Annotated in this window: 20 protein-coding genes and 2 riboswitches; of the genes, 13 read left to right on the top strand and 7 right to left on the bottom strand. The window is 66.8% G+C overall.

All coding sequences use genetic code 11. The features are described from left to right. The first annotated feature begins 110 nt into the window (after positions 1-110). Genes ABD301_RS26065 through ABD301_RS26055 form a run of 3 tightly spaced genes read left to right on the top strand, consistent with a single transcriptional unit; the run spans position 111 to position 3051 of the window. The gene (locus ABD301_RS26065; protein ID WP_344313094.1) at positions 111-1148 is read left to right on the top strand and encodes a Gfo/Idh/MocA family protein; all 1038 of its coding nucleotides are present in this window, start codon (positions 111-113) and stop codon (positions 1146-1148) included. Beyond that, on the top strand, positions 1142-2281 hold the full coding sequence (locus ABD301_RS26060; protein ID WP_163566780.1) for a Gfo/Idh/MocA family protein: 1140 nt from the start codon (positions 1142-1144) through the stop codon (positions 2279-2281). Before ABD301_RS26065 ends, ABD301_RS26060 begins: the two co-directional genes overlap by 7 nt. Next, positions 2278-3051, top strand: a complete 774-nt coding sequence (locus ABD301_RS26055) for a sugar phosphate isomerase/epimerase family protein (RefSeq protein ID WP_163566781.1) — start codon at positions 2278-2280, stop codon at positions 3049-3051. Before ABD301_RS26060 ends, ABD301_RS26055 begins: the two co-directional genes overlap by 4 nt. On the opposite strand, the gene ABD301_RS26050 is transcribed toward ABD301_RS26055, so the two are convergent. Next, positions 3038-3673: a nitroreductase family protein gene (locus ABD301_RS26050; protein WP_163566782.1), complete on the bottom strand. Its 636-nt coding sequence runs from the start codon at positions 3671-3673 to the stop codon at positions 3038-3040. The two genes, ABD301_RS26055 and ABD301_RS26050, sit on opposite strands and share 14 nt — an antisense overlap. Positions 3674-3705: 32 nt before the next feature. On the opposite strand from ABD301_RS26050, the gene ABD301_RS26045 reads away from it, so the two are divergent. The 3 genes from ABD301_RS26045 to cobM are packed head-to-tail and all read left to right on the top strand — an operon-like array spanning position 3706 to position 6153. Next, positions 3706-4194: a DUF427 domain-containing protein gene (locus tag ABD301_RS26045; RefSeq protein ID WP_163566783.1), complete on the top strand. Its 489-nt coding sequence runs from the start codon at positions 3706-3708 to the stop codon at positions 4192-4194. Next, positions 4148-5410, top strand: a complete 1263-nt coding sequence (cbiE, locus tag ABD301_RS26040; protein ID WP_344313093.1) for a precorrin-6y C5,15-methyltransferase (decarboxylating) subunit CbiE — start codon at positions 4148-4150, stop codon at positions 5408-5410. The genes ABD301_RS26045 and cbiE overlap by 47 nt, the downstream gene beginning before the upstream one ends. Then, positions 5407-6153 carry a precorrin-4 C(11)-methyltransferase gene (gene cobM / locus ABD301_RS26035; RefSeq protein ID WP_344313092.1) on the top strand — a complete coding sequence of 249 codons (747 nt, stop codon included), beginning with the start codon at positions 5407-5409 and terminating at the stop codon, positions 6151-6153. Before cbiE ends, cobM begins: the two co-directional genes overlap by 4 nt. 174 nt (positions 6154-6327) lie before the next feature. Here cobM and ABD301_RS26030 read toward each other — a convergent pair whose 3' ends face one another. Continuing rightward, complete coding sequence (locus tag ABD301_RS26030; RefSeq protein ID WP_344313091.1) at positions 6328-7395, bottom strand: cobalt-precorrin-5B (C(1))-methyltransferase; 1068 nt, start codon at positions 7393-7395, stop codon at positions 6328-6330. A gap of 13 nt (positions 7396-7408) precedes the next feature. Here ABD301_RS26030 and ABD301_RS26025 point away from each other — a divergent pair, with 13 nt between their 5' ends. After that, a complete protein-coding gene (locus ABD301_RS26025) occupies positions 7409-8170 on the top strand; it encodes a cobalt-precorrin-6A reductase (RefSeq protein WP_163566785.1) in 762 nt (253 codons plus the stop codon). Here ABD301_RS26025 and ABD301_RS26020 read toward each other — a convergent pair. The 3 genes from ABD301_RS26020 to ABD301_RS26010 are packed head-to-tail and all read right to left on the bottom strand — an operon-like array spanning position 8145 to position 11425. After that, positions 8145-9632, bottom strand: a complete 1488-nt coding sequence (locus ABD301_RS26020; RefSeq protein WP_344313090.1) for a precorrin-2 C(20)-methyltransferase — start codon at positions 9630-9632, stop codon at positions 8145-8147. The genes ABD301_RS26025 and ABD301_RS26020 overlap by 26 nt on opposite strands. Before the next feature lie 9 nt (positions 9633-9641). Further along, a complete protein-coding gene (locus tag ABD301_RS26015; RefSeq protein WP_344313089.1) occupies positions 9642-10268 on the bottom strand; it encodes a precorrin-8X methylmutase in 627 nt (208 codons plus the stop codon). Further along, positions 10265-11425 (bottom strand): precorrin-3B synthase, encoded by a 1161-nt coding sequence (locus ABD301_RS26010; RefSeq protein WP_344313088.1) that lies wholly within the window; start codon positions 11423-11425, stop codon positions 10265-10267. Before ABD301_RS26010 ends, ABD301_RS26015 begins: the two co-directional genes overlap by 4 nt. 85 nt (positions 11426-11510) lie before the next feature. Then, positions 11511-11630: riboswitch (cobalamin riboswitch) on the top strand. Between the two features lie 31 nt (positions 11631-11661). Here ABD301_RS26010 and cobN point away from each other — a divergent pair. Further along, positions 11662-15261: a cobaltochelatase subunit CobN gene (gene cobN / locus ABD301_RS26005; RefSeq protein WP_344313087.1), complete on the top strand. Its 3600-nt coding sequence runs from the start codon at positions 11662-11664 to the stop codon at positions 15259-15261. 148 nt (positions 15262-15409) lie between these two features. Here cobN and ABD301_RS26000 read toward each other — a convergent pair whose 3' ends face one another. Continuing rightward, the gene (locus tag ABD301_RS26000) at positions 15410-16108 is read right to left on the bottom strand and encodes an SDR family oxidoreductase (RefSeq protein WP_163566787.1); all 699 of its coding nucleotides are present in this window, start codon (positions 16106-16108) and stop codon (positions 15410-15412) included. A 100-nt stretch (positions 16109-16208) separates the two neighbouring features. Here ABD301_RS26000 and ABD301_RS25995 point away from each other — a divergent pair, with 100 nt between their 5' ends. From ABD301_RS25995 to ABD301_RS25985, 3 genes are all read left to right on the top strand, one after another. After that, positions 16209-16667 carry a winged helix-turn-helix transcriptional regulator gene (locus tag ABD301_RS25995; RefSeq protein WP_344313086.1) on the top strand — a complete coding sequence of 153 codons (459 nt, stop codon included), beginning with the start codon at positions 16209-16211 and terminating at the stop codon, positions 16665-16667. Between the two features lie 57 nt (positions 16668-16724). Continuing rightward, positions 16725-16945: riboswitch (cobalamin riboswitch) on the top strand. A gap of 231 nt (positions 16946-17176) precedes the next feature. Continuing rightward, on the top strand, positions 17177-19975 hold the full coding sequence (locus ABD301_RS25990) for a ribonucleoside-diphosphate reductase subunit alpha (RefSeq protein WP_344313085.1): 2799 nt from the start codon (positions 17177-17179) through the stop codon (positions 19973-19975). A gap of 15 nt (positions 19976-19990) precedes the next feature. After that, positions 19991-21058: a ribonucleotide-diphosphate reductase subunit beta gene (locus tag ABD301_RS25985; RefSeq protein WP_344313084.1), complete on the top strand. Its 1068-nt coding sequence runs from the start codon at positions 19991-19993 to the stop codon at positions 21056-21058. Between the two features lie 23 nt (positions 21059-21081). Here the strand turns inward: ABD301_RS25985 and ABD301_RS25980 are convergent, their stop codons facing one another. Next, complete coding sequence (locus ABD301_RS25980; RefSeq protein WP_344313082.1) at positions 21082-21558, bottom strand: ATP-binding protein; 477 nt, start codon at positions 21556-21558, stop codon at positions 21082-21084. Positions 21559-21831: 273 nt separating this feature from the next. Here ABD301_RS25980 and ABD301_RS25975 point away from each other — a divergent pair, with 273 nt between their 5' ends. Both ABD301_RS25975 and ABD301_RS25970 read left to right on the top strand, forming a co-directional pair. Then, positions 21832-22464 carry a LysE family translocator gene (locus ABD301_RS25975; RefSeq protein ID WP_163566789.1) on the top strand — a complete coding sequence of 211 codons (633 nt, stop codon included), beginning with the start codon at positions 21832-21834 and terminating at the stop codon, positions 22462-22464. A gap of 42 nt (positions 22465-22506) precedes the next feature. Further along, positions 22507-24909: a glycoside hydrolase family 2 protein gene (locus ABD301_RS25970; protein WP_279579095.1), complete on the top strand. Its 2403-nt coding sequence runs from the start codon at positions 22507-22509 to the stop codon at positions 24907-24909.

Below are 24909 nucleotides of genomic sequence, written 5' to 3'. Positions count from 1 at the left end.
GTCGTAGTAAACCGCAGAGTTGTCGTACGAGCCTTGTGGGGGTCCTAGGTGTTTGTTAACCTCCCAAACATTGAGCCCAGAAATGAATGCCGATGAGTGTGGACGTACACATGACTGATATTCGAGTGGGCCTGGTCGGCCTGGATCACTGGTATTCGGCGATTCCGCTGGCTGAGGGCATCGGTGGCCGGGACGGCGTGCGGCTGGTCGGCATCGCCGACGCGGAACCAGCACGGGCGAGTGAGCTCGCCACTCGGTGCGGGGTTGACCTGGTGGACAAAGATTGGCGTGCACTGGTCGAAGATCCGACCGTCGACGCGATCATCAGCCTGGTCAGCCCGGACCGCAATGCCGAGGTCTGCCGAACCGCCGCTGAGGCCGGAAAGCACATCATCTCCAACAAACCACTGGCTCGTACGGTGGCCGAGGCGACGATGGTCGTGGCGGCGGTCCGGCGGGCCGGGGTTCGGTTCCTGCCGGCTGAGTCGCGGATGCGGCTCGGCCCGCGCAGCCAGTTTCTCAAGCGCTGGATCGAACAGGGCCGGCTCGGCCGGTTGTTAAGCGCCTCGCTGTCGATTTGGGCGGGGTTGCCGCGGCGCTGGCCGGACGACCCGGATCCAGGGTGGTTTGTCGATCCGGGCCGGACCGCCGGCGGCGGTTGGATCGACCATGCGGTCTATCAAGTCGACATGCTCCGGTGGCTGCTCGGTGAGGAAATCGTTGCGGTGACTGGACAAACCGCCAACCTGGCCTATCCAGAGCTGGCCGTGGAGGACTACGGGGTGGCGACGGTGACGTTCGCGGGCGGCGCGGTGGCCACCCTGGAAGACACCTGGACAGCTCCCGGCGCCGGATTTCAGTCCAGCGGAACCTATGTTGGCAGTGACGGCGTCTACCGAATGGACGGGATCAGTGACCGCAGCCTGATTCTGGCGGACTTTCCGCCGCTGCAGGGATGGGTGCAAACAGCCCTCCCGGGGCACCACGATCAGGCTGCCGATATCGATCACTGGACGGCGTCGATTCGGGACGAGGTCGAGCCCGTCGCCACCGTCGAGGACGCGTGGCACAATCTCGCTTCCTGCCTGGCTTTCTACGAGTCGGTGCGGACCGGTCGTACGATCGAGCCGGAAGTGGCGCCGTGGTAGCCGGGCAGCCGCTGCGGCTGGGCATTCTGGGTGCCGGCACGATCGCGACCGTCAGCGTCGGCGTGCTGCCGAACCTGGCCCAGATCTCGGACAAGGTGACGCCGGTGGCGATCGCCGATCCGGTGCTGGAGCGAGCACGGTCGGTGGCTGACACGTACGGCATCCCGAAGGCTTTTGGGACGCTGGAGGAAATGCTCGACGGTGCTGAACTGGACGCGGTCATCAACCTGACGCCGATCCCGGTGCACGGCGAGACCTGCCGCAAAATCCTGTCTGCCGGAAAGCACCTTGCCACCGAAAAGCCGCTGGCCACCACCATGGCGGACGCGAACGACATCTGCGATCTGGCCGCCCAACGTGGCCTGACCGTGGTGTGCGCGCCGTACAACATGCTGTACCCAGACCGGATGCAGGCCCGCCGGCTGATTCGGCACGGCGCGATCGGAAAAGTGGCGTTCGCGCGGGTACGGTCATCGCACGGCGGGCCGGCTTCGGGAAACTGGCCGCTGGACCCTACGTGGTTTTACCAAAAGGGATCCGGCCCGCTGTATGACATGGGCGTGTACGGCATTCACGAAATCACCGGGCTGCTCGGCCCCGCCAAGCGGGTGGTGGCTTTCGCGGGCATCACCGAGCCGGTCCGGACCGTACGTGGCGGTCCCTTCAAGGGCAAGAAAATCGAGGTGACCGCGGATGACAACGTGCTGATGATGCTGGACTTCGGTGCGTCGACCTTCGCGGTGGTGGACGGCACCTTCAACGTGAACGCGGCGCGCGGCCCGAAAGTGGAGATCTACGGCCGCGAGGGCACGATCAACATCGCGGGCGCGCCCTACGGCGGTGAAGGTCCGCCGCTGGAGATCTTCCAGCTGGACGCGGTGCCCGGACTCGGCGGCTGGATCACCCCGACCCTGCGCGAGGTTGAGGCGCAGACGCAGCGCGCTTTCGGCCTGCACAGGGCGATCCTGGCCGATCACCTGGCGGACTGTGTGGCCACCGGCGAAACTCCGATGCTCAACGTCGACCATGCCCGGCACATCCTGGAAATCATGCTGATGGCCGAGGAGTCCAGCCGGACCGGCCAAGCCGTCCCACTGACCACCACCTTCGAGCTGCCGGATCGTGAGGAGTGACGCCGATCGCAGTGCAGCTCTACACCGTTCGGGAGCAGGCGGCGAAGGATCTTCCCCGGGTGCTGCGGAGCATCAGCGAGCTCGGATTCGTCGGGGTCGAACTCTACGGTCGGTTCGATATCGCCCCGGCTGACCTCAAAAAGGTGATGCGCGACCTGGGGTTGCGTTTTACCAGTGCTCACGTGCCTTTCCCGTCCGGTCGGGAGGCCAGCAGGATTTTGGACGAGCAAGCCGAGCTGGGGGTGCCGGCGATCGCCTGGAGCCTGGAACCGGAGGAATTCCGTACGACGGACGCCATCGCGCGGGGAGTCGACCGAGTGAACGAGGGTGCCGTCAACGCGCGGGACTACGGGATCCGGTTGGCGTACCACAATCACGAGGCCGAATTTTCGAATACCTTCAACGGCCTGACCGCCCATCAGATTCTGCTGGATCTGGTGGAACCAGATGTGTTGGTGGAACTGGACCTTTACTGGGCCGCGGTCGGTGGCGCGGATCCGGCCGAAGTGTTGCGAGATTTGGGAGATCGGGTCCCGTTCGTACACGTCAAGGACGGTCCGGGCAAATCCCGCGACGACGTGATGGTCGCGGTGGGCCAGGGCAGCCTGGATATCGCGGCCGCGTTGACCGCGAATCCGGCCGTACGATGGCACATCGTGGAACTGGACCGGTTCGACGGCGACATATTCGACGCACTACGGGACAGTTATGACTTTTTGGTCGGTGGCGGGTATTCCACCGGACAAGCAGGTTCAGCTACCAGCGATTGACGTGCAGGATGTCGTCGAGCGGTTGGCGACGGGCGGGCTTGAAATCGGTCCCGATGGTGTGGGCGGTCGGGATCAGCGCGGCCTGCCGGACATTGTCCGGAAGTCCCAACAGTGCGGCGATTTCCGTTTCGTAGCTCAGATGTAGGGTAGTCCAAGCGGTGCCGAGCCCACGCGTACGGGCGGCCAGCATGTAACTCCAGGCCGCCGGCAGCACCGAACCCCAGAGTCCGGCCTGATTTCCTTCCGGCAGCTCGCCACCGCGCAGGGTCAGGCACGGCAGCACCAGAACGGGTGCGCGGCCCATGTGTTGGCCGAGGTACGCGACGCTGTCGCCGACGCGGTTCTGCACGGAGGCGCGGTTCGGGTTGTCAGCGAACAGTTTCCCGGCCGCTCCCGGCGAATCCAGGTAGGCGTCGACGGCCTGCCGGTAATAGTCACCGATGGCCGCGCGCTGGTCCGGATCGGTCACCACGACCCACTGCCACCCCTGCACATTGGACCCGCTCGGCGCCTGCAAAGCGATTTCCAGGCATTCGCGGACAACACTCAACTCGACTGGCCGATCGAAGTCCAACCGCTTGCGCACGGAACGAGTGGTGGTCAGGAGTTCCTCAGGAGTCACCGTGTCAGCCTAACGCGCTCTATTCTGGTGCGATGCGCAGGGAAAAGCCCGGTCCCGGGCAGGAGTCGGTGTGGGACTACCCGCGGCCGCCGCGGGCCGAGGTGGTCCGGCGGCGGGCGGTGGTGACGTACGCGGGCACAGTCGTCGCCGACACCGATGACCTCGTACGAGTGCTGGAGACGTCTCATCCGCCCACGTACTACCTGCCGCGGACCGCTTTCGGGGAGCACTTGCGGCCGGCGGACCGGGAGACCTTCTGCGAGTGGAAGGGAGCCGCGCGGTATGTGGACGTGCTGGTCGAAGGCGCGCTGCCGTTGACCGAGGTCGGTTGGTGGTATCCGAGCCCAGATCCGCGCTATCCGGCCCTGCTCGACCGGGTCGCCGTCTATGCCGGACGCTTCGACTCGGTCACGCTGGACGGTGCGAAGGTCACTCCGCAGCCGGGGGAGTTCTACGGCGGCTGGATCACCTCGGATGTGGTCGGTCCGTTCAAGGGAGCGCCGGGCACCTGGGGCTGGTAGTCCGCATAAGGTGACTGCCGTGACGGTGACTGTGGTCGGGGTGGGTGCGGACGGCTGGGACGGCCTGTCCCCGTCGGCCCAGGAGGCCATCCGCCGGGCGAAGGTGCTGATGGGCAGCGAGCGCCAGTTGGCCTTGGTGCCTGACACCGCCGCCGAGCGAGTCCGCTGGCCGTCGCCGATGCTGCCCGCGCTGCCGGCACTTATGGCCGCCCATCCGGATGCTTGTGTGTTGGCCAGCGGGGACCCGATGTTCTACGGGATCGGTGCGACGCTCGTACGACTGCTGGGGCCGGAGAACGTGACGGTGGTGCCGCATCCGTCGTCACTGTCGCTGGCTTGCGCTGGACTCGGGTGGGCGTTGGATGAGGTCGCGGTGGTCAGCGCGGTCGGTCGGTCGGTGGCGGCTGTGCATCCGGAGGTGCAGCCGGGACGCAAGGTGCTGGTGTTGAGCGCCGATGCCCGTACGCCCGCGGAAGTCGCCGCGCTGCTGACCGCTCGCGGCTACGGCGACAGCCGGTTGTGGGTGCTTGAACAGCTTGCCGGACCAGCTCGGCGTACGCTCGAAGGCAGGGCCGCTAGCTGGGAAAACGCCGTGGTCGACGGGCTCAATGTGGTGGCGGTCGAATGCGATCGCGAAGGGCCGGTGCTGGCGCGTACGCCCGGACTGCCCGATGACGCGTACGACCATGACGGGCAGCTGACCAAACGGGAGATCCGGGCGGTGACGCTGGCGCGGCTGGCGCCGGTGCCGGGGCAGTTGCTCTGGGACGTGGGCGCTGGCGCCGGCAGCATCGGCATCGAGTGGATGCGGCACCACCGGTCGTGCCGGGCGGTCGCGGTCGAAAGCGATCCCGAGCGGGCCGCGCGGATCGGTCGCAACGCCGAAGCGCTCGGCGTGCCCGGGCTCACGATCGTGGTGGGGGCTGCTCCAGAAGCGCTTCACCACCTTGAACGACCGGACGCGGTGTTCGTCGGCGGCGGGGCGACGGTGCCCGGCGTGGTCGAGATCTGCTGGCAGGCTCTGCTGCCTGGCGGTCGGCTGGTGGTCAACACGGTGACGGTCGAGTCCGAAGGCGTGGTGGCTGGCTGGCACCAGCGCCTGGGTGGCGAGCTCGTCCGGATCGCGATCAATCGAGCCGGGCCGCTCGGCGGGTTCACCGGATGGCGGCCGCAGCTGCCGGTGACGCAATGGGCCATCACGAAAGGGACAGCGTGACCGTACATTTCATCGGTGCCGGACCCGGCGCGGCGGACCTCATCACGGTCCGCGGCCAGGCGCTGATCGCGGCTTCGCCGGTGTGCCTGTACGCCGGCAGCCTGGTCCCGACCGAGTTGCTGGCATGGTGTCCACCGGGGGCGCGGCTGGTCGACACCGCCGATCTCACGCTGGATCAGATCGTCGCCGAAATGGTGTCCGCCGACACGTCCGGCTCGGATGTGGCGCGACTGTGTTCGGGTGATCCGTCGATTTTCAGCGCGGTCGCCGAGCAAGCCCGTCGGCTGGACGCGGCTGGCGTCGCGTACGACATCACGCCCGGCGTAGCTGCCTTTTCGGCCGCGGCCGCGTCTTTAGGACGAGAGTTCACCGTGCCGGGAGTGGGACAGACGGTGATTCTGACCCGTACGTCCGCGCGGGCCACGCCCATGCCCGCGGGCGAGGATTTGGCTACCCTCGGCCAAAGTCAGGCCACCATGGTGGTGCATTTGGCGGTCCAACGGATCGATCAGCTGGTCGCCGAACTCACCCCGAACTACGGCACCGATTGCCCGGTGGCCGTGGTCGCGATGGCGAGCCGCCCGGACGAGGTGATTTTGCGCGGAACGTTGGCGGATATCGCCGCGCAGGTGCACGAGGCCGGCATCAAACGTACGGCTGTCGTCATCGTCGGCCAGACCCTCACCGCCGCTTCTTTCCCCGACAGCCACCTGTATTCCGCCGCTCGCGTCCGTACTTTCTGATGGGTTAGGTCCTAGGCAGTGTCTGGTTATTCCGCCGGGCGATAGCCGAGCCCAGAAGCCGGCTGCAGGCACCGTGGGAAAGCCCCCATAGCGCTGCTATGAAGGCTTCCCCACGGCACCAGCAGCCAACTTCTGGATCTCGACTCTCATCCCCCCGGAATAACCAGACACTGCCTAGGCGCGGCCGACGATGGTGCCGGCGCGGTCGATCACGACGATGTCGACGGTGACGGGCGCTCCGCGGAGGACCTCGAGGGCGGTCGTGAGCGCGCGTGCTGCGATGAGGTCGCCGAGGGGGAGGTTGGCGGCTTGGCAGAGGTGGAGGGCGGCGAGGGCGGTGTTGGCCGTACGCACCTGTTCGACCAGTGCGGGAGAACCGCCGGCGAGGGCGGTGAGGGTGGCGAGCAGGTCAGGGTTCACTTGCGAGCGGCCGGAATGCAGGTCGAGGTGGCCGTCGGCGAGTTTGGAGAGTTTGCCGATTCCGCCGGCGACGGTGAGCCGCGGCACCGGATGTCGGCGCAGGTATTTCAGTACGGCGCCAGCGAAATCTCCCATGTCGAGCAGAGCGTCAGCGGGTAGGTCATAAAGAGCGGCGGCGACCTGCTCGGACGTGCTGCCAGTGCAGCCGGCGACATGCTGGTGGCCGGCGGCGCGGGCCACGTCGATGCCGCGCCGGATGCTGTCGATCCAGGCCGAGCACGAGTACGGGACGACGATCCCGGTAGTGCCCAGGATCGACAGGCCACCGAGGATGCCGAGTCGTGGATTCCAGGTCTTTCGGGCGATTTCCTCGCCGTTTTCGATCGCTACCTCGACAACGACGTCACCGGAGCCGCCATGCAGTGCTGCGACCGCGGCGAGGTGTTCGGTGATCATTCGGCGCGGCACCGGGTTGATGGCCGGTTCCCCGACCGGCAGCGGGAGGCCCGGTTTGGTCACCGTGCCGACGCCCGGGCCGGCGACGAAGGTAATGCCAGCGCCGCCGGGGCGTACGGTCACGCTGATCACCGCGCCATGCGTCACGTCGGGGTCGTCGCCGGCGTCCTTCACGATCGCCGCGGTGGCCGCGCCGATCCGCAGCGATTCACGGGTGAGCGCGAAGGTGGGCCGCTGGCCGCGCGGCAGGGTGATCTGGACCGGGTCGGGGAAATCGCCGGTGAGCAGCGCCGTGTAAGCGGCGGTCGCGGCGGCGGTCGCACACGCGCCGGTCGTCCAGCCATAGCGCAGGCCCGTCGCTTTCATATCCTTGTACGGTATGACCAGGGGTGATGCGGTGAGAGCGCGGGTCCTGTTGCTCGGTGGCACCGGCGAGGCGCGCCGGCTCGCGGCCGCGCTGGAGCACCATCCCAGAGTCGAGGCGATCTCATCGTTGGCCGGTCGGGTGCGGGAGCCGGCGCGGCCCGCCGGCGCGGTCCGGATCGGCGGCTTCGGTGGCGTCGAAGGCCTGTTGGATTGGCTGCGTACGAACGAAATCGCGGCGGTCATCGATGCCACCCATCCCTTCGCCAGCACCATGACCCGGTCGGCCGCGGCGGCGACTGAGCGGCTCGCCCTGCCGTACGTGGTGCTGCAACGGCCCGGGTGGGAGCCGCGCGACGGCGATGACTGGCACTGGGTGGACCGGGTCGGCGACCTGCCGGTGCCGGGGGAGCGGGTGTTCCTGACCACCGGCCGGACCGATGCGGCGGCCTTCGCGGCCAGCGACCGATGGTTCCTGCTGCGGTCGGTGGACCCGCCGGAGCCCCCGCTGCCGGCCCGGCTGACCGTGCTCCTGAATCGTGGACCGTACCCAGTGGACGGTGAGCTGGCGCTGCTGCGCGAACACCGGATCGACTTGCTGGTGACCAAAAACAGCGGTGGTCAGCAGACTGCGGCCAAGCTGACGGCGGCCCGCGAGCTGGGGCTGCCGGTGGTGATCGTACGTCGGCCGAAACTGCCCGCGGTGGCGATCGTCGAGACCGAGGCGCAGGCCGTTGCTTGGCTGGAAAACGTCATTCCGGATAGCGGCGGGGCGTGAAGACGACCGTTTCGCCGCCGCGCTGCACCGCGCGCGTACGGGACGACCCGACGATCAGCAGCGTCCGCATGTCCACATCGGACGATTGCAAATCGGCCAGCCGGACGACTCGTACGCTTTCGCCGGCGCCGCCGACATCGCGGCCGATGACCACCGGCGTGTCCGGATTTCGGTGTTTGAGCAGGACATCCCGGGCCGCGGTGACCTGGTGCGTACGACTGCGGGATCCGGGGTTGTAGATCGCCACCACCAGATCGGCCTCGGCGGCCGCGGCCAGCCGCTGTTCGACCACCGACCAGGGTTTGAGCCGATCGGACAGCGACAACACGCAGTAGTCGTGCCCGAGCGGTGCGCCGATCCGGCTGGCGACCGCCTGGGCGGCGGTGACTCCGGGCAGCACGCGTACCGGTACGCCGGCGAAGTGCGGCTCGCAAGCCACTTCCAGAACCGCTGTGGCCATCGCGAAAACGCCTGGATCGCCGGAGGAAACCACGGCCACCTGGCGACCGCTGGCGGCTAGCTTCAGAGCCACCGCGGCGCGCTCCGCCTCTACCCGGTTGTCGGATGGATGCCTTGTCTGGTGCGGATTCGGTGGCACTCGATCGAGATAAGGTCCGTATCCGACCAAATCGTCGGCCTCGGCCAGCGCGGCTCGCGTTTCCGGCGTCAGCCATGGCTGTCCGGCCGGCCCGAGGCCGACCACGACGACCCCTGCTTTCTTTGGTGCTTCGGGACGGCCGCTGGGAAGCAGGGCAAGGGAAAAGTAGGGCACATCCGCCGGATCCACTGTGGACAATGACGCGGTCCGTTGCTGGTCCGTAGTGGCTTTCTCGACGTACCAGGCGTCGTCCAGCCGGCCTGCTGCGGCGAGTGCGGCTCGTACGCCCGCGAAGGTGCGGCCCAGCTTCACAACCGCGGCCGTATCGGTGTCGGCGAGCCGGCGGGCGAGTTCGGCCGGCGGCAAAGTTCCCGGCAGAATGGTCAAAACCTCGTCGCGCTCGGCCAGTGGCCGCCCTAACTCAGCGGCAGCCGCGCTGACCGAGGTCACGCCCGGCACAACTTCGGTGGGGTAGCGATCGGCGAGCCGTTTGTGCATGTGCAGGTAAGAACCGTAGAAGAACGGGTCGCCCTCGCAGAGCACGACGACATCGCGGCCGGCGTCGAGGTGGGTGGCCAGCCGAGCCGCCGCGGCCGTGTAGAACTCGTCGATCGCGCCTTGATAACCACCTGGATGGTCGGTCGTCTCGGTGGTCACCGGATAGACGAGTTTTTCCTCGATCTGGCCGGCGCGTACGTACGGCTCGGCTATCCGCCGCGCGATGCTCCGGCCGTGCCGGGCGCAGTGGTAGGCGATCACGTCGGCGGCGCCGACTAACCGGGCTGCCTTGACCGTCACCAGCTCCGGATCGCCCGGCCCGAGGCCCACGCCGTAGAGCCGGCCGGCCGGTTTTCGTTCTGCCACGGAAGGAAATCACTCCTGTTCGGTTGCGAGGGCGTTGACCGCGGCCACCGCCATCGCGCTGCCGCCACGGCGACCGTGGACGACGATGTGTGCCAGGCCGCTCGGATGTTCGGCGAGTGCGCGCTTCGACTCGGCCGCACCGACGAAACCGACCGGCAGGCCGAGCACCGCGGCGGGCCGGCCAGCGCCCTCCTCGATCATTTCCAGCAGCCGGAACAGCGCGGTCGGCGCGTTGCCGATCGCCACCAGCGAGCCTTCCAGCCGGTCTCGCCACAGCTCCAAGGCAGCAGCACTCCGGGTCGTACCCAGGTGTGCGGCCAGTTCTGGGACCCGCGGATCGGTCAAGGTGCAGATAACCTCGTTGCTGGCCGGCAACCGGCGGCGGGTGATGCCACTGGCCACCATCGCCGCGTCACAAAGGATCGGCGCGCCGGCTCGCAGTGCTGTCCGAGCGGCCTTGCCCGCATCTGGTGACCAGGCCAAATCCGCCACCAGGTCAGTCATGCCGCAAGCGTGGATCATCCGTACGGCGACCTTCTCCAGCTCAGCCGGCAGATGGCTGAGATCCGCCTCGGCGCGGATGGTCGCGAAGGACCGCCGGTAGATTTCCGGCCCGTCCTTGAGGTAGTCGATCATCGAACCGCCCTGATTACCTGTGCTGCGACACCGACACCGACACCTTCGCTTCGCATCTGTCCGTCGACGGTCACGTGGTAGCCCAAGTCGGTCGCCACCACGTCCACCAGCGAACCCGCCGGCCGGCCACATCGTCGGGCACAACCCGACCAGTGCACCGGTCGCCGGCCCGGCGCCAACGCCTTCGCGGCATCGGTGCGTACGTCCGCCAGCGCCTGCGCGCACCGCGGCTTTCCGGCGCAGGCCGTCACGCCCAACCAAGGTGAATCCGGGTCGGTGATCAGGCCGGCCGTGGTCCGAATGCGGCCGCGGAACGCGACGCTTCGCCAAGGTGTGACGCGAAACTCGTCGGCGGCACTGATCAGCGTGGCCACCTGTTCGGCGTCGAGGCGGCCCAGCGGCACACCGACGACCGACACGCCGTCGTACGCGCCAACGGGGGTTGGCTGGCGGCCGCTGAGGCGCGGCATCGAGGCTGGTGGGCGGCCCATCCGGCGGCCGATCGCAGCCGGACCATCGGCCAGTTCGGCCAGCCGCCACGCTGTCGAGCCCTGTGCGGCTCGCTCGGCCAGGAACGCCTCAGCCGCGCCACGTACGACATCGACGGCCTGGTCCGGGCGTACCCGCAGGCCGGTGTCCAGGCCAGCGAGTACGAGCGCGAGCTGGTCGCGGGCGACCGAGAGCAGCCCGATGTCCGCGCCCAGCCCGATCACATCGCGGCGTCCGTCGTCCACGACGAGCAGGAACCGGCCCGGCAGCTCGGCCAGGCCAGCCGTGTCACACAGCACCGTGTCGAGCATGCTGACCAGCGGAAATATGTCCAGCAAACCCTGGCCATCCCACCCGCTGAGCGGGCTGGCGATGATGTTTCGTACCCGCTCGTGGGACTCGGACGGCAGCAGGCCGGCGCCGGCCAGCCTTTCGGCGAGGTCACCCGCGCCGGCCAGCCCCCGGACCTGCACGTTTGCGCGCGAAGTCAACTCGAGAGTGCCGTCGCCCAGCTCGACCGCCGCATCGCGGAGCAAGGCAAGCTGCGCGGCGCTCAGGCGGCCGCCCGGGACCCGTACGCGAGCGAGGCCGCCGTCCGCGGCGGCATGCAGTCGGAGCGCTCCCGGACACCGGTCGACGGCGCCGTCACGCGAGGCAAGGGCGGACACCTGCCGGATACTACGTGCCCGGTCCGGCCTGTCGTCGCTCCCTGACTGACCGGTTAGAGTTTGGCGGTCAGGCCCAACTTCATACCGCCACCACAGCGACGACGGTGCAGGAAGCCGGTGCGAATCCGGCGCGGTCCCGCCACTGTCATCAGGTCAGCTTCAGCTGACCCGTGAGCCAGGAACTGGCCGCCGTCGCTCTCTCGACCCGGGGCGCGGACCCCGAGGGAGGATCCGCGATGTCCAGCGCCCGCGGCCAGATCTTGCTGCTCTCCACGTCGGATACGGACCTGCTGTCGGCGCGCGCGGCCGCCGTTGGCTACCGGCTGGCGAACCCGGCCCGTACGACCGTTGACGACCTGCCGGCGCTGCTGGCCGGCGTGCGGCTGGTGGTCGTCCGCATTCTGGGCGGCCGGCGGGCCTGGGAGGACGGCCTGGACCACCTGCTGGCCGGATCGCTGCCGGTGGTCGTGTTGAGCGGCGAGCAAACGCCGGACGCCGAGCTGATGGAGCTCTCGACCGTCCCCATCGGCGTGGCCGCCGAGGCGCATGCGTACTTGGCGCATGGTGGTCCCGGCAACCTCGCGAACCTGCACCACTTTTTGTCAGACACGATTTTGTTGACTGGCTTTGGTTTCGTGGCTCCGGAACCGATGCCGCTGTGGGGCGAGCTGGAGCGTACGAGCAACGGCTCCGGCCCGGTGGTGGGTGTGCTCTACTACCGCGCGCACCACGTGGCCGGGAACACCGCTTTCGTGGAGGCGCTGTCCAGCGCGATAGAGGATGCCGGTGGGCAGGCTTTGCCGCTGTACTGCGCGTCTTTGCGGACCGCGCCACCGGAAATGCTCGCTGTCCTGCGTAAAGTCGACACGCTGGTGGTGACTGTACTGGCAGCTGGCGGAAGTACGCCGGCGGCGGTGACGGCCGGCGGCGAAGATGACGCCTGGGATGTCGGCGCCCTCGCCGAGTTGGACATTCCGATTCTGCAGGGCCTTTGCCTGACCAGCGACCGGGCCACCTGGGCGGAGAACGACAGCGGCCTGTCGCCCATGGACGTGGCTACTCAGGTCGCGGTGCCGGAGTTCGACGGGCGGCTGATCACCGTCCCGTTTTCCTTCAAGGAGACCGATGCGGACGGCCTGACGCATTATGTGGCCGATCCGGAGCGGGCCGCGCGGGTGGCCGGCATCGCGGTCGGGCACGCCCGGCTGCGCCATCTGCCGGCGGCTTCGCGCAAGGTCGTACTGATGTTGTCGGCCTATCCCACCAAACACGCGCGCATTGGCAACGCGGTCGGCCTCGACACACCGGCCAGCGTGGTACGGCTGCTGGAAAAGATGCGGTCGGCCGGGTACGACTTGGGAGACGGGTTTCCGGGCTTGGCGGCCCAGGACGGCGACGCGCTGATGCATGCGCTGATCGCGGCCGGCGGCCAGGATCCGGACTGGCTGACCGAAGAGCAGTTGTCCGGCAACCCGATCCGGATCGCTGCTGAGGTTTATGGCTCCTGGTACGCGACTTTGCCCGCCCAGCTAAGGCAAAGGATCGAGGAGCACTGGGGTCCGCCGCCAGGCCAGCTTTACGTGGACACCACCGGTGAAATCGTGCTGGCCGGCCTGCGCGCTGGCAACGTGGTCGTCATGGTGCAGCCGCCGCGTGGGTTCGGCGCGAATCCCATCGCGATTTACCACGATCCCGACCTGCCCCCAACGCACCACTACCTCGCCGCGTATCGTTGGCTGGCCGAGGAATTCGGCGCGGATGCGATGGTGCATGTTGGCAAGCACGGAAATCTCGAGTGGCTGCCCGGAAAAACTGTCGGAATGTCCGCTTCCTGTGGCCCGGACGCGGCTTTGGGCAACCTGCCGCTGATCTATCCGTTCCTGGTCAACGATCCGGGCGAAGGCACCCAGGCCAAACGGCGGGCGCATGCCACCCTGGTCGACCATCTGGTGCCGCCGATGGCCCGCGCGGAAAGCTACGGAGACCTCGCCCGGCTGGAACAACTTCTGGACGAGCACGCGAATATCGCCGCGATGGACCCGGCGAAACTGCCGGCCATCCGGGCGCAGATCTGGACGCTCATCCAGGCCGCCAAACTCGACCATGACCTCGGTCTCGACGATCGGCCGCATGACGCCGAGTTCGACGACTTCCTGCTGCATGTCGACGGCTGGCTGTGCGAGGTCAAGGACGCGCAGATTCGGGACGGGCTGCACGTTCTCGGGGCTGCGCCGAGCGGGCCGGGCCGGGTCAACCTCGTCCTCGCGATGCTGCGGGCGCAGCAGATCTGGGGCGGCCGGCAGACCCTGCCCGGACTCCGCGAGGCGCTCGGCCTCGCCGAGGACGGGTCAGCCGCGCGGGTCAGCGTGGATGAGCACGAAAACACCGCACGCGCGCTCGTCGAGGCGATGGAAGACCGCGCTTGGGATGCGACCGCGGCAATGGAGACAGTCCACGCCGTTCTCGGTCGGCCCGATAAGACCGTGGCCGAGATCCTCACCTTCGCGGCCACCGAGATCGTGCCGCGGCTGGCTCGTACGACCGACGAAATCGACGCTGTGCTGCACGCCCTGGAGGGCGGTTATGTCCCTGCCGGGCCGAGTGGTTCGCCGTTGCGTGGCCTGGTCAATGTGCTGCCCACCGGACGCAACTTCTATTCGGTGGACCCGAAAGCGGTGCCCAGCCGACTTGCTTGGGAGACCGGCCAAGCGCTGGCCGACTCGCTGGTGGCCCGCTATCGCGCGGACACTGGAGAATGGCCTCGCTCGGTGGGTCTGTCGGTGTGGGGCACCAGCGCGATGCGTACGTCCGGCGACGACATCGCCGAGGTTTTCGCTCTGTTGGGCGTCAGGCCGGTCTGGGACGATGCTTCCCGGCGAGTCACCGGGTTGGCCCCCCTCGACCTGGCTGAGCTTGGCCGGCCGCGAATCGACGTGACCGTGCGGATCAGTGGCTTCTTTCGGGATGCGTTCCCGCACGTGGTGGCAATGGTGGACGACGCCGTCACTTTGGTCGCTGGCCTGCAAGAGTCCGACGAGGACAATTTCGTCCGTGCGCACGTACGCGCCGATGAGGCCGAGCACGGCGATTCCCGGCGGGCCACGCTGCGGGTTTTCGGTTCCAAGCCAGGCACCTATGGCGCCGGCCTGCTGCCTTTGATCGACAGCCGCAATTGGCGTGATAACACCGATCTCGCCGACGTCTACGAAACTTGGGGCGGATATGCGTACGGGCGCGGCGTGGATGGCGCGCCCGCGCGCGAGGCGATGCGCACGGCGTACAAACGGATCGCGGTGGCGGCGAAGAACACCGACACCCGTGAGCACGATATCGCTGACTCCGACGACTATTTCCAGTATCACGGTGGCATGATCGCCACCGTCCAGGCTCTCACCGGCAAGGCGCCGGCCGCGTACATCGGTGACAGCACTCGCCCGGAGTCGGTCCGTACCCGGTCCCTGGTCGAGGAAACGGCCCGGATTTTCCGCGCCCGGGTGGTGAATCCGCGCTGGATCGCGGCGATGCGACGGCATGGCTACAAAGGTGCGTTTGAGCTGGCTGCGACCGTCGACTACTTGTTCGGCTATGACGCGACCGCGGACGTGGTGCCAGACTGGATGTACGAGCAGTTGGCGGCCACGTACGCGCTGGACCCGGAGAACCAGAAATTCCTGAACGAATCCAATCCGTGGGCGTTGCACGGAATTACCGAGCGGCTGTTGGAAGCGGCAAACCGGCAGATGTGGCGCGAGCCCGATCCGGCGACTCTGCAGGCCCTGCAACAGATTTTCCTGGACACCGAAGGCAACCTCGAGGACGGCGGCCCGTCGAGCTGATCGGTGGTGGCTCGAGACTCGGCGCTGTTGATCTTTACTAGTGAATCACGTTGACCGTGGGACAATGTCCCGCACTCGACGTCGAGTGCGGGACACTATCCCGCACTCACCAACCCACACCACGCCAGTTTCGTAGCCAGGACAGTGATCAGGCGGACTGCGGATAGAGCGCCGCCACCCCGCCGGCCAAACCGGCCTGTACGTGCTGGCTCAGCTCGTCGGCGATGATTTCCGGCTCACCGGAGGCGAGGCCGTCCAACGCGATCTTCGCGATCGATGCGGGATCATGCTTCGGGGCGTCGACCTCGCTGGCCATATCGGTGTCCATATAGCCAACGTGCAACGCGCTGACCTGGGTGTTCTGCTTCGCGAGAGCAGTACGTACAGCGTTGGTCAAAGACCATTCGGCGGACTTGGCGGCTGCGTAGGCGGAGAACTCGGGGATGTTGACCCACGACAGCACGGACAACACGTTGAGTATCGCACTGTGGTCGTGTTTTGCCAGCTCTGGGGCGAAAGCGCGGATCATCGCGAGCGTACCGAAGTAATGGGTGTCCATTTCCAGGCGGATGTCGTCGAGTGAACCGTCGAGCATGCCGGATCCGGTGGCCGAACCGGCGTTGTTGACCAGGATGGAGACACCGGTGGCCGTCTTCGCGGCGGCGGCGACCGACTCCGGGTCGGTGATGTCGAGGCGGACCGGGATGGCACCCGGCAGGTCGATCAAGTCGGGGTTGCGGGCGCCGGCATAGACAGTGACACCGCGTTCGATGAGCTGCTGCGCGAGATGCCGGCCGAGGCCGCGGTTGGCTCCGGTGACGAGCGCGGTGTGTCCAGCGAGTTCCATGGCGGGCTCCCAAGAATATCTGAGTTGGTAGTTCCTACTCAGCCAAGAGGGACGCTAGCAGGCTGGATATGGAAGTGCAAGTCAGGGTAAGGTAGGTCTTGTGGTTACTCCGAAGATGCTGGACTCGGCCTGTTCCATCGAACGCACCCTCGGCGTGCTCGGGGAGCGATGGACATTCCTGATCCTGCGCGAGGCGCTGGCTGGTACGACCAGGTTCGCGCAGTTCCGCGAGGCGCTGGGCGTCGCGCCGGACGTGCTGACGGCCCGGCTCAACACGCTGGTCGACTACGGCGTGATGGCCCGAGAGCCTTATCAGGAACCCGGCAGTCGGCCCCGTGACGCGTACCGCCTCACCGACTCCGGCCGGGAGTTGATCCTGGTGCTGGCCGCCCTGCAACAGTGGGGTGACCTACATCTGCCCTGGCCGGCCGGGCCGAGCATCCAGCGGCGGGTGCGGGCTACCGGACGGCCAGTCCAGGTCGGGTTCGTGGACGAGAACGGCCGCGAGGTGGCGCCCGCCGACATCGCGATGATCCGTACGGCCGCGTACCCCAGCTAGTACTAGGCCGACACGCGCGAGATGCTGCGGTCCCAGACTCTCACTACCCCCACATGTAGTATTCCGTCCGTCGATGGTTCGCCGCACCATCCAGGTGAGGCGAGGCAACAGGGAACCCGGTGCGAATCCGGGACTGTCCCGCAGCGGTAAGGGAGAACGACAGCCGTCATCAGCACTGGACGCTTCGGCGTCTGGGAAGCGACGGTCAGTAGGTCCGCCGGTACGCGTACCGGCGGGTGCTCCCGAGTCCGAAGACCTGCCGTCGGTGTGCACACCGTTCCGGTGCCTCGTGGAGGGCGCCCGCGAGCAGCCGCCAGTGGGCGGTCGTTTGCGTTCCCCGCGACAGCGCCGGCAGCAGCCGAGCTCACGAGGGGGAGCCGACATGATGTACGACCGCAGCAGTTCCGCGCCACCTTCACCAGATCCGTAGCTCTTGCCGGATTCCTGATGTCACACCTTCGTCCTTGGGTGCGTTTCAGCGTGCCCATTTACTGCTGTGGAGAATGCGCATGTCCGTTCAGTCCGAAACTCGGCCGACGGCCGGCACCATTTCGGTGATTCGCCGGACCGGTGAGGTTTCCGCCTTTGACTCGACCAAAATCTCGGTCGCGCTGAGCAAGGCCTTCCTGGCCGTGGAAGGCGCCGACGCGACCGGGTCCAGCCGCGTACGGGAGTTGGTCCCCGAGTTGACCACGCAGGTCGAGCTGGCCCTGCTCCGGCACGCCGGCCCGGATCGTCCCTTGCATATCGAACAAATTCAGGATCAGGTCGAGCTGGCGCTGATGCGCGGTGGGCACCACAAGGTCGCCCGCGCGTACGTGCTGTATCGCGAACAACACGCCCTGGCCCGCGTTGAGGCGGAAAAACCGGCACCGGAACCGGCCATCGGGGTCACTCATCAGGACGGCCGCGTCGAGCCGCTGGATACCGACCGGCTGGCACTGGTCGTACGGGAGGCGTGCGCCGGCCTGGATGCGGTGTCGGCGGACACTGTTTTGACCGAGACCAAGCGAAACCTGTATGACGGCATCACCGCTGGTGAGCTCGCGGTCGCGCCGGTGATGGCGGCTCGTACGCTGGTCGAGACCGATCCGCAGTATTCCTTTGTCAGCGCCCGACTGTTGCTCGACAAGCTGCGCGCCGAGGCGCTGTCGTTCCTGGCTGGTGAGCCGCGGATCGCGAGCCATCGGCAGATGACCGAAGGATATGCCAGCTATTTCGGCGATTTCGTGGCCCGTGGCGTCGACCTCGGCCAGCTGGACCCGGAGTTGGCCAAGTTTGACTTGGAAAAGATCGGTGCGGCCTTGGCGGGCTCAGCGGACCTGGAGTTCCAGTTCCTCGGGCTGCAGACGCTGTATGACCGCTATTTGCTGCACAGTGACGGTCACCGGTACGAGCTGCCGCAGGCATTTTTCATGCGAGTCGCGATGGGGTTGGCGCTGCGCGAGGACCACCGCGAGGACCGAGCCATCGAGTTCTATCGGCTGCTTTCTTCCTTTGACTTCATGTGTTCCACGCCGACCTTGTTCAACGCTGGTACGACCCGGCCGCAGCTTTCGTCGTGCTTCCTCACCACCGTCGAGGACGACCTGAGCAGCATCTTCCACGGCATCAGTAACAATGCGTTGCTCTCCAAATACGCCGGTGGGCTGGGCAACGACTGGACTCCGGTCCGCGGCATCGGCGCGCATATTCGCGGCACCAATGGAGAATCGCAGGGTGTCGTGCCGTTCCTCAAGATCGCGAACGACACCGCGGTCGCGGTCAACCAGGGCGGCAAGCGCAAGGGCGCGGTCTGCGCGTATTTGGAGACCTGGCACATCGACATCGAGGAATTCCTCGACCTGCGCAAAAACACTGGCGACGACCGCCGTCGTACCCACGACATGAACACCGCGAACTGGGTGCCGGACGAGTTCATCCGGCGGGTGCGGGCGGACGCCGACTGGACGTTGTTCACCCCGAACGAGGTGCCCGAGCTGCATGACCTGGTCGGTTTGGCGTTCGCGGAGCGCTATCGCCAGTACGAGGCGGCTGCGGACCGTGGCGAGATCAGAGTCTTCCGTCGGGTGAAGGCGAAAGACCTGTGGCGGCGGATGCTGACCATGCTGTTCGAGACCGGCCACCCGTGGATCACCTTCAAGGACCCGTGCAACCTGCGGTCCCCGCAGCAGCACATCGGGGTGGTGCACTCTTCCAACCTGTGCACTGAAATCACCCTCAACACCAGCCCGGACGAGGTGGCGGTCTGCAATCTTGGCTCGATCAACCTCGGCCGGCTGGTCGGCCCGGAAGGGGTGGATCACGAGCGGCTGGCCCGTACGGTGCGGACGGCCGTACGGATGCTGGACAACGTCATCGACGTAAACTTCTACACGATCCCGGAGGCTCGCAAGTCCAACCAGCGGCACCGGCCGATCGGCCTCGGCCTGATGGGATTCAGCGACGCGCTGTTCGCCTTGCGCATTCCGATGAGCTCGCCGGAAGCGGTTGAGTTCGCGGACCGCAGCATGGAGGAGATCAGCTACCACGCCATTTCCGCCTCTGCCGACCTCGCCCAGGAGCGGGGAAGCTACCCGTCGTACGAGGGATCGCTGTGGAGCCAGGGAATCCTGCCGATCGACTCGATCGAGCTGCTCGCCGCCGCGCGCGGTGACGACCTGGACCTGGACCGGGCGCAGACGCTGCAGTGGGACGCAGTGCGCAGCCGCGTACGGAAAGTTGGCATGCGCAACTCGAACGTGATGGCGATCGCGCCGACCGCCACCATCGCCAACATCTGTGGCGTCGGCCAGTCCATCGAACCGCTTTACCGCAACTTGTACGTGAAATCCAACATGTCCGGTGACTTCACCGTCGTCAACGCGGCACTCGTACGCGACCTGAAAGCGCGCGGTTTATGGGACGAGTTGATGATCAGCGACCTGAAGTATTTCGACGGCAGCCTCGGCCCGATCGCTCGAGTGCCGGCTGACCTGAAGACCTTGTACGCCACCGCCTTCGAAATCGACAGCCGCTGGTTGATCGAGGCGGCCGCCCGCCGGCAGAAGTGGATCGACCAGGCGCAGTCACTGAACCTCTATATCGCGCAGGCGAACGGCCGCAAGCTCGACGAGATGTATCAGCACGCGTGGATTCGCGGCCTGAAGACCACCTACTACTTGCGGGCCACCAGCGCGACGCACGTGGAGAAGAGTACTTTGCGCGGTACGGACGGGAAACTCAACGCGGTGGCCGCGACCGTACCGACCGTCCAAGAGCCGTTGGCCTGTTCGATCGAAGACCCCGACTGCGAAGCCTGCCAGTAAGAAAGGCACCACAAGATGACGACAACCACGGACGCCACCGGACTCGGCGCGATCGAGCGCGGCGGCGCGCGGGTCAGCGTCGACGACAAGGCGATGATCAACTGCCGCGCCGACGTGAACCAGCTACTGCCGCTGAAATACCACTGGGCGTGGGAAAAGTATCTGGCCGGCTGCAGCAACCACTGGATGCCGACCGAGGTCTCGATGCAGGCCGACATCGCGCTCTGGCGGTCCCCGAACGGCCTGACTGACGACGAGCGACTGATGATCAAGCGCAATCTCGGCTTTTTCGCCACCTCGGAATCGCTGGTCGCGAACAACATCGTGCTCGCGGTCTACCGGCACCTGACCAACCCCGAATGCCGGCAGTACCTGCTCCGGCAGGCCTTCGAGGAGGCCGTTCACACGCACACTTTCCAGTACGTCTGCGAAAGTCTCGGCCTCGACGAGGGTGAGCTCTTCAACATGTACCGCGAGGTGCCATCGATCACCGACAAGGCGGCCTGGGCACTGGACTACACCCAGCACCTGGAGAACCCGGAGTTCTCCACCGGTACGCCCGAACGCGACCAGGCGTTCCTGCGTGACCTCGTCGCCTTCTACGTGATTTTCGAGGGAATGTGGTTCTACACCGGCTTCGCCCAGATCCTGTCATTGGGCCGGCAGAACAAGATGGTCGGCATCGCCGAGCAGTATCAGTACATCCTCCGGGACGAGTCGATTCACCTGAACTTCGGTATCGACACGATCAACCAGATCAAGATCGAGAACCCGCACCTGTGGAGCGCGGAGTTTCAGGCCGAGGTGCGGACGATGTTGAAGGACGCCTGTGACCTGGAGGTCGCGTACGGGCGGAACACCATGCCGCGCGGGATTCTCGGCATCAACGCCGAGCTTTGCGAGCAGTACATGCATTTCATCACCAACCGCAGGTGCGCGCAGCTGGGTCTGGAACCGGTTTTCGGGCCGGCCGAGAACCCGTTCCCATGGATGTCCGAGGCGATGGATCTGAAGAAGGAGAAAAACTTCTTCGAGACCCGGGTCATCGAGTACCAAACCGGCGGCTCACTGGAGTGGGACTGACCTGGATCAACACCGCAAACCCACTAAAGATGCCAGCACATCCGTACGACGGTGCCGGTCGCGGTCGTACGGATGGACAGGTCGTCGCTGAGCTTGCGCATCAGGATCAGCCCGTGGCCCCGCGCTCCCGGCCGGGCGGCGGGCTGCTCCCAGCGGCCGTGGTCGCTGACCGCGACGGTGACGTGATCGCCGGCCACTTCGGCCTCAAGGAGCAGGTCCGGCCGCAGCGGCGGCAGGGTCCCGTACGCGTGGTCGACGACGTTGGCGAGCGCCTCGTACGACGCGAGGACCAGCGCGTCGATCTGGCCGGACCGAAGATCGGTGGCGGTGGCCCAGGTCAACAGGCGGCGGCGGATCCGGGTGAGCCGGGCTGGGGAAGCCGCTGTCCAGCCCGTCGTCAACCGACCGACGGGCCCGGCGTCGGTGAGTGGGTCGATGGACGTACTCGTCAGAGGCCTTCCGTCGGCGTGGACAACGGTCGCGGAGTGCAGTACCCGCAAGTCGACCTTTTTACACACCTTGCCGCTGGCAGTTTCGGGTCGCGTCGAGCCCCTGACGAGAATCACCTTTCCGCGCGTGCCGCACGCCTTGGGTGTCCTCGTACGACATGTGACCGGCTCGCGTCCGCAAGGCTGCCCCCATGATGCGGACCAGCCGCCGGCGCCGCCTGGTGGGAAGGCTTGGCGGCGATGGCGCTGCTCCTTGCCGGCCTGAGCTTCGGGTAGTGACCGGGACCATGGACGGGCCCCGACTACGCGCTTTACGGTGAGGTGGTGATCTCTGTCGCGACCGCGGTGTCGTTTCTGGTGGTGGTGGTGCTGCTCGGCGCGATGTCGCCCGGCCCGGACTTCGTGGTGGTGACCCGGAACTCGCTGTCCGGCGGGCGCAAGGCCGGGGTTGCCTGCGGGCTGGGGATCGCTTGCGGAGTCTTTGTGTGGGTGGTCGCGATCGCGCTCGGAGTGGCCGGCCTGTTGGCCGCATCCGCGGTGGTGTTCACGGTGGTGAAACTCGCCGGCGCGGCATATCTGGTCTACCTCGGCGTACGGGCGTGGATTTCGGTGCGGCGCGGGGGATATCACGACCTGCAAGCGACTGAGCTCACCGGCGTGTCGCTGCCCGTCGCCTTCCGGCAGGGCCTGCTGTGCAATCTCCTGAACCCCAAGGTCGCGGTGTTCTTTCTGGCCCTGTTGCCGCAGTTCCTGCCGTCGACCGCGTCCACGGCGCAGACGCTCGAGCTGGCGGTGATCGCCACCTTCACCAGCGTGGTCTGGTGGATCACGCTCGCGATGGTCGTTGGTTCGCTGCGCCGGTTCTTCAGCGCCGGTCGGGTGCGCCGGGCGATGGACGGCGTCATGGGCACGCTGCTGGTGCTGCTCGGCATCCGGGTTGCTACCCAGGTCAGCTGACGTATTTGCTGGTTGACAATCGTAAACACCGAAAGGATGTCAATGAGGACGCTGCTGCATGCCGGTTGGACTGTCCGAGCCGCGAGTCGTACGGACGAGGTCGACGCCGTCGTGCCGGCGACCGTACCGGGCTGCGTCCACACCGACTTGCTGGCGGCTGGGCTCATCCCGGATCCGTATCTGGACGAGAACGAGGCCGCGGTGGCCTGGATCGGCCGGACGGACTGGCGGTACGAGACGACTTTCCAGTGGCAGCCGGCCGGCGACGACCGCGTCGACCTGGTGTGTGACGGCCTGGACACGGTGGCGACCGTCGAGGTCAACGGTGTCGTGGTGGGGGAGACCCGCAACATGCACCGCGGTTATCGCTTTGACGTCAGGCAAACGCTGCGGCCCGGCGCGAACCGGCTGGCGATCACCTTCGGCTCGCCGATCAGTTTCGCCGAGCAGCTGCGGGAAAAGCTGGGTGCCCGGCCCGGCGGCGACCGCTTCCCGTACAACTTCATCCGCAAGATGGCCTGCAACTTCGGCTGGGACTGGGGCCCGGAGCTGGTCACCGCCGGCATTTGGCGGCCCATCGCGCTGGAGTCATGGTCGACCGCACGGCTCGCGTCCGTACGCCCGCTGGTGACCGTCGAGGGCAATCGCGGCCTGGTCGCCGTGCACGTCGAGGTGGAGTCCGACGAGGCCGTCCCGGTGGTAGTCCGGGTCGCCGATCAGGTGGTCGAGGCCACCGTACGCACCGAAGGTGTTATCGAGGTAGTGGTGGAAAACCCGCGGTTGTGGTGGCCGCGTGGGTACGGTGAGCAGCCGCTTTACCCGCTGCGAGTGGAAATCCCCGGCCACGACTCGTACCAGACCGAGATCGGGTTCCGTACCGTCCGGCTGGACACCACACCAGACGACATCGGCACCGCTTTCACCTTTGTTGTCAACGATGTTCCGGTGTTCGCGCGCGGTGTCAACTGGATCCCGGATGACTGCTTTCCGCACCGGGTGGATCGCGAGCGGTACGAGCGAAGGCTGGGACAGGCCACCGACGCTGGCGTGAACCTGGTCCGGGTCTGGGGCGGTGGCATCTTCGAAAGCGATGATTTCTACCAGACCTGCGATCGGGCCGGCATTCTCGTGTGGCAGGACTTTCTCTTTGCCTGCGCGGCCTATCCGGAGGAAGAGCCGATCCGCGGTGAGGTGATCGCGGAAGCCAGGGAGGCCGTCACCCGGCTCTGCCCGCACCCGAGCCTGGTGCTGTGGAACGGCAACAACGAGAACATCTGGGGCTACTACGACTGGGGATGGCGGGAAAAGCTTGGCGACCGCACCTGGGGCCTCGGCTATTATCTTGACATTCTGCCGAAAATCGTCGCTGAGCTGGATCCCACCCGGCCGTATTGCGCCGGCAGTCCGTGGTCCCTTTCCACCGACATCTACCCGAACGATCCCGATCACGGCTGCATGCACATCTGGGATGTGTGGAACCAGCGGGATTACACCGGCTACCTCGACTATGTGCCGCGGTTCGCGTCCGAGTTCGGCTTCCAGGGCCCGCCGCGTTGGTCGACCCTGACCCGTGCCGTCCACGACCGGCCCTTGACTCCGTACGGGCCGGAGATGGTCGCGCACCAGAAAGCCCAGGACGGGATGGCCAAGATCGACCGATCGTTGACCGAGCATTTCGGGGTGCCGGCGGCGATGGACGACTGGTTCTGGGCCGCTCAACTGAACCAGGCCCGGGCGCTGTCGCTGGGCATCGAGCATTTCCGGTCGTGGGCGCCGCGCTGCGCGGGCACCGTCGTATGGCAGCTGAATGACTGTTGGCCGGTCACCTCGTGGGCGGTGGTCGACGGCGACGGCGGCCGCAAACCCGCTTGGTACGCCCTGAAACACGCGTACGCCGATCGGCTGGTCACTGTGCAGGCGAGGGATGGCGGCCTTGCGGTGGTCATCGTCAACGACACCGCCCAAGCATGGGAAGACACTGTCTCGGTTCGCCGGATGTCCTTTGAGGGCAAGGTTCTGGCCGAGCAGGACCTCACGCTTTCCGTCGGCGAAAGGAAAACCGCATTGCTGGCAGTGTCGGACCGGCTGTCCGAACCGGCCGACCCGAGCGGGGAACTCCTGGTAGTGGAGTCCAGCGCGGGCCGGGCCTGCTGGTTTTTCCGGCCGGACAAGGATCTTTCGCTGCCGGTCGACCGGTACGACGTGAGCAGCTCGACGATGGCCGGCGGCTACCGGGTCTCGGTGACCGCACGGTCGCTGCTGCGCGATGTGGCCGTGTTGGCTGACCGGGTCGCTGTCGACGCCGAGGTCGACGACATGCTGGTCACGTTGCTGCCGGGCGAAACTGTCATGTTCGAGGTGCGTACGGCCGTGGACCTGGATCCGGCCCTGCTGACCGGCCCAACCGTCGTACGCACCGCGAACCAGCTGGTTTCGGGCGGATAG

The sequence above is a fragment of the Fodinicola feengrottensis genome, from assembly GCF_039530045.1.
GTDB lineage: Bacteria > Actinomycetota > Actinomycetes > Mycobacteriales > HKI-0501 > Fodinicola > Fodinicola feengrottensis.
This window is presented reverse-complemented; position numbering and strand designations above follow the sequence as displayed.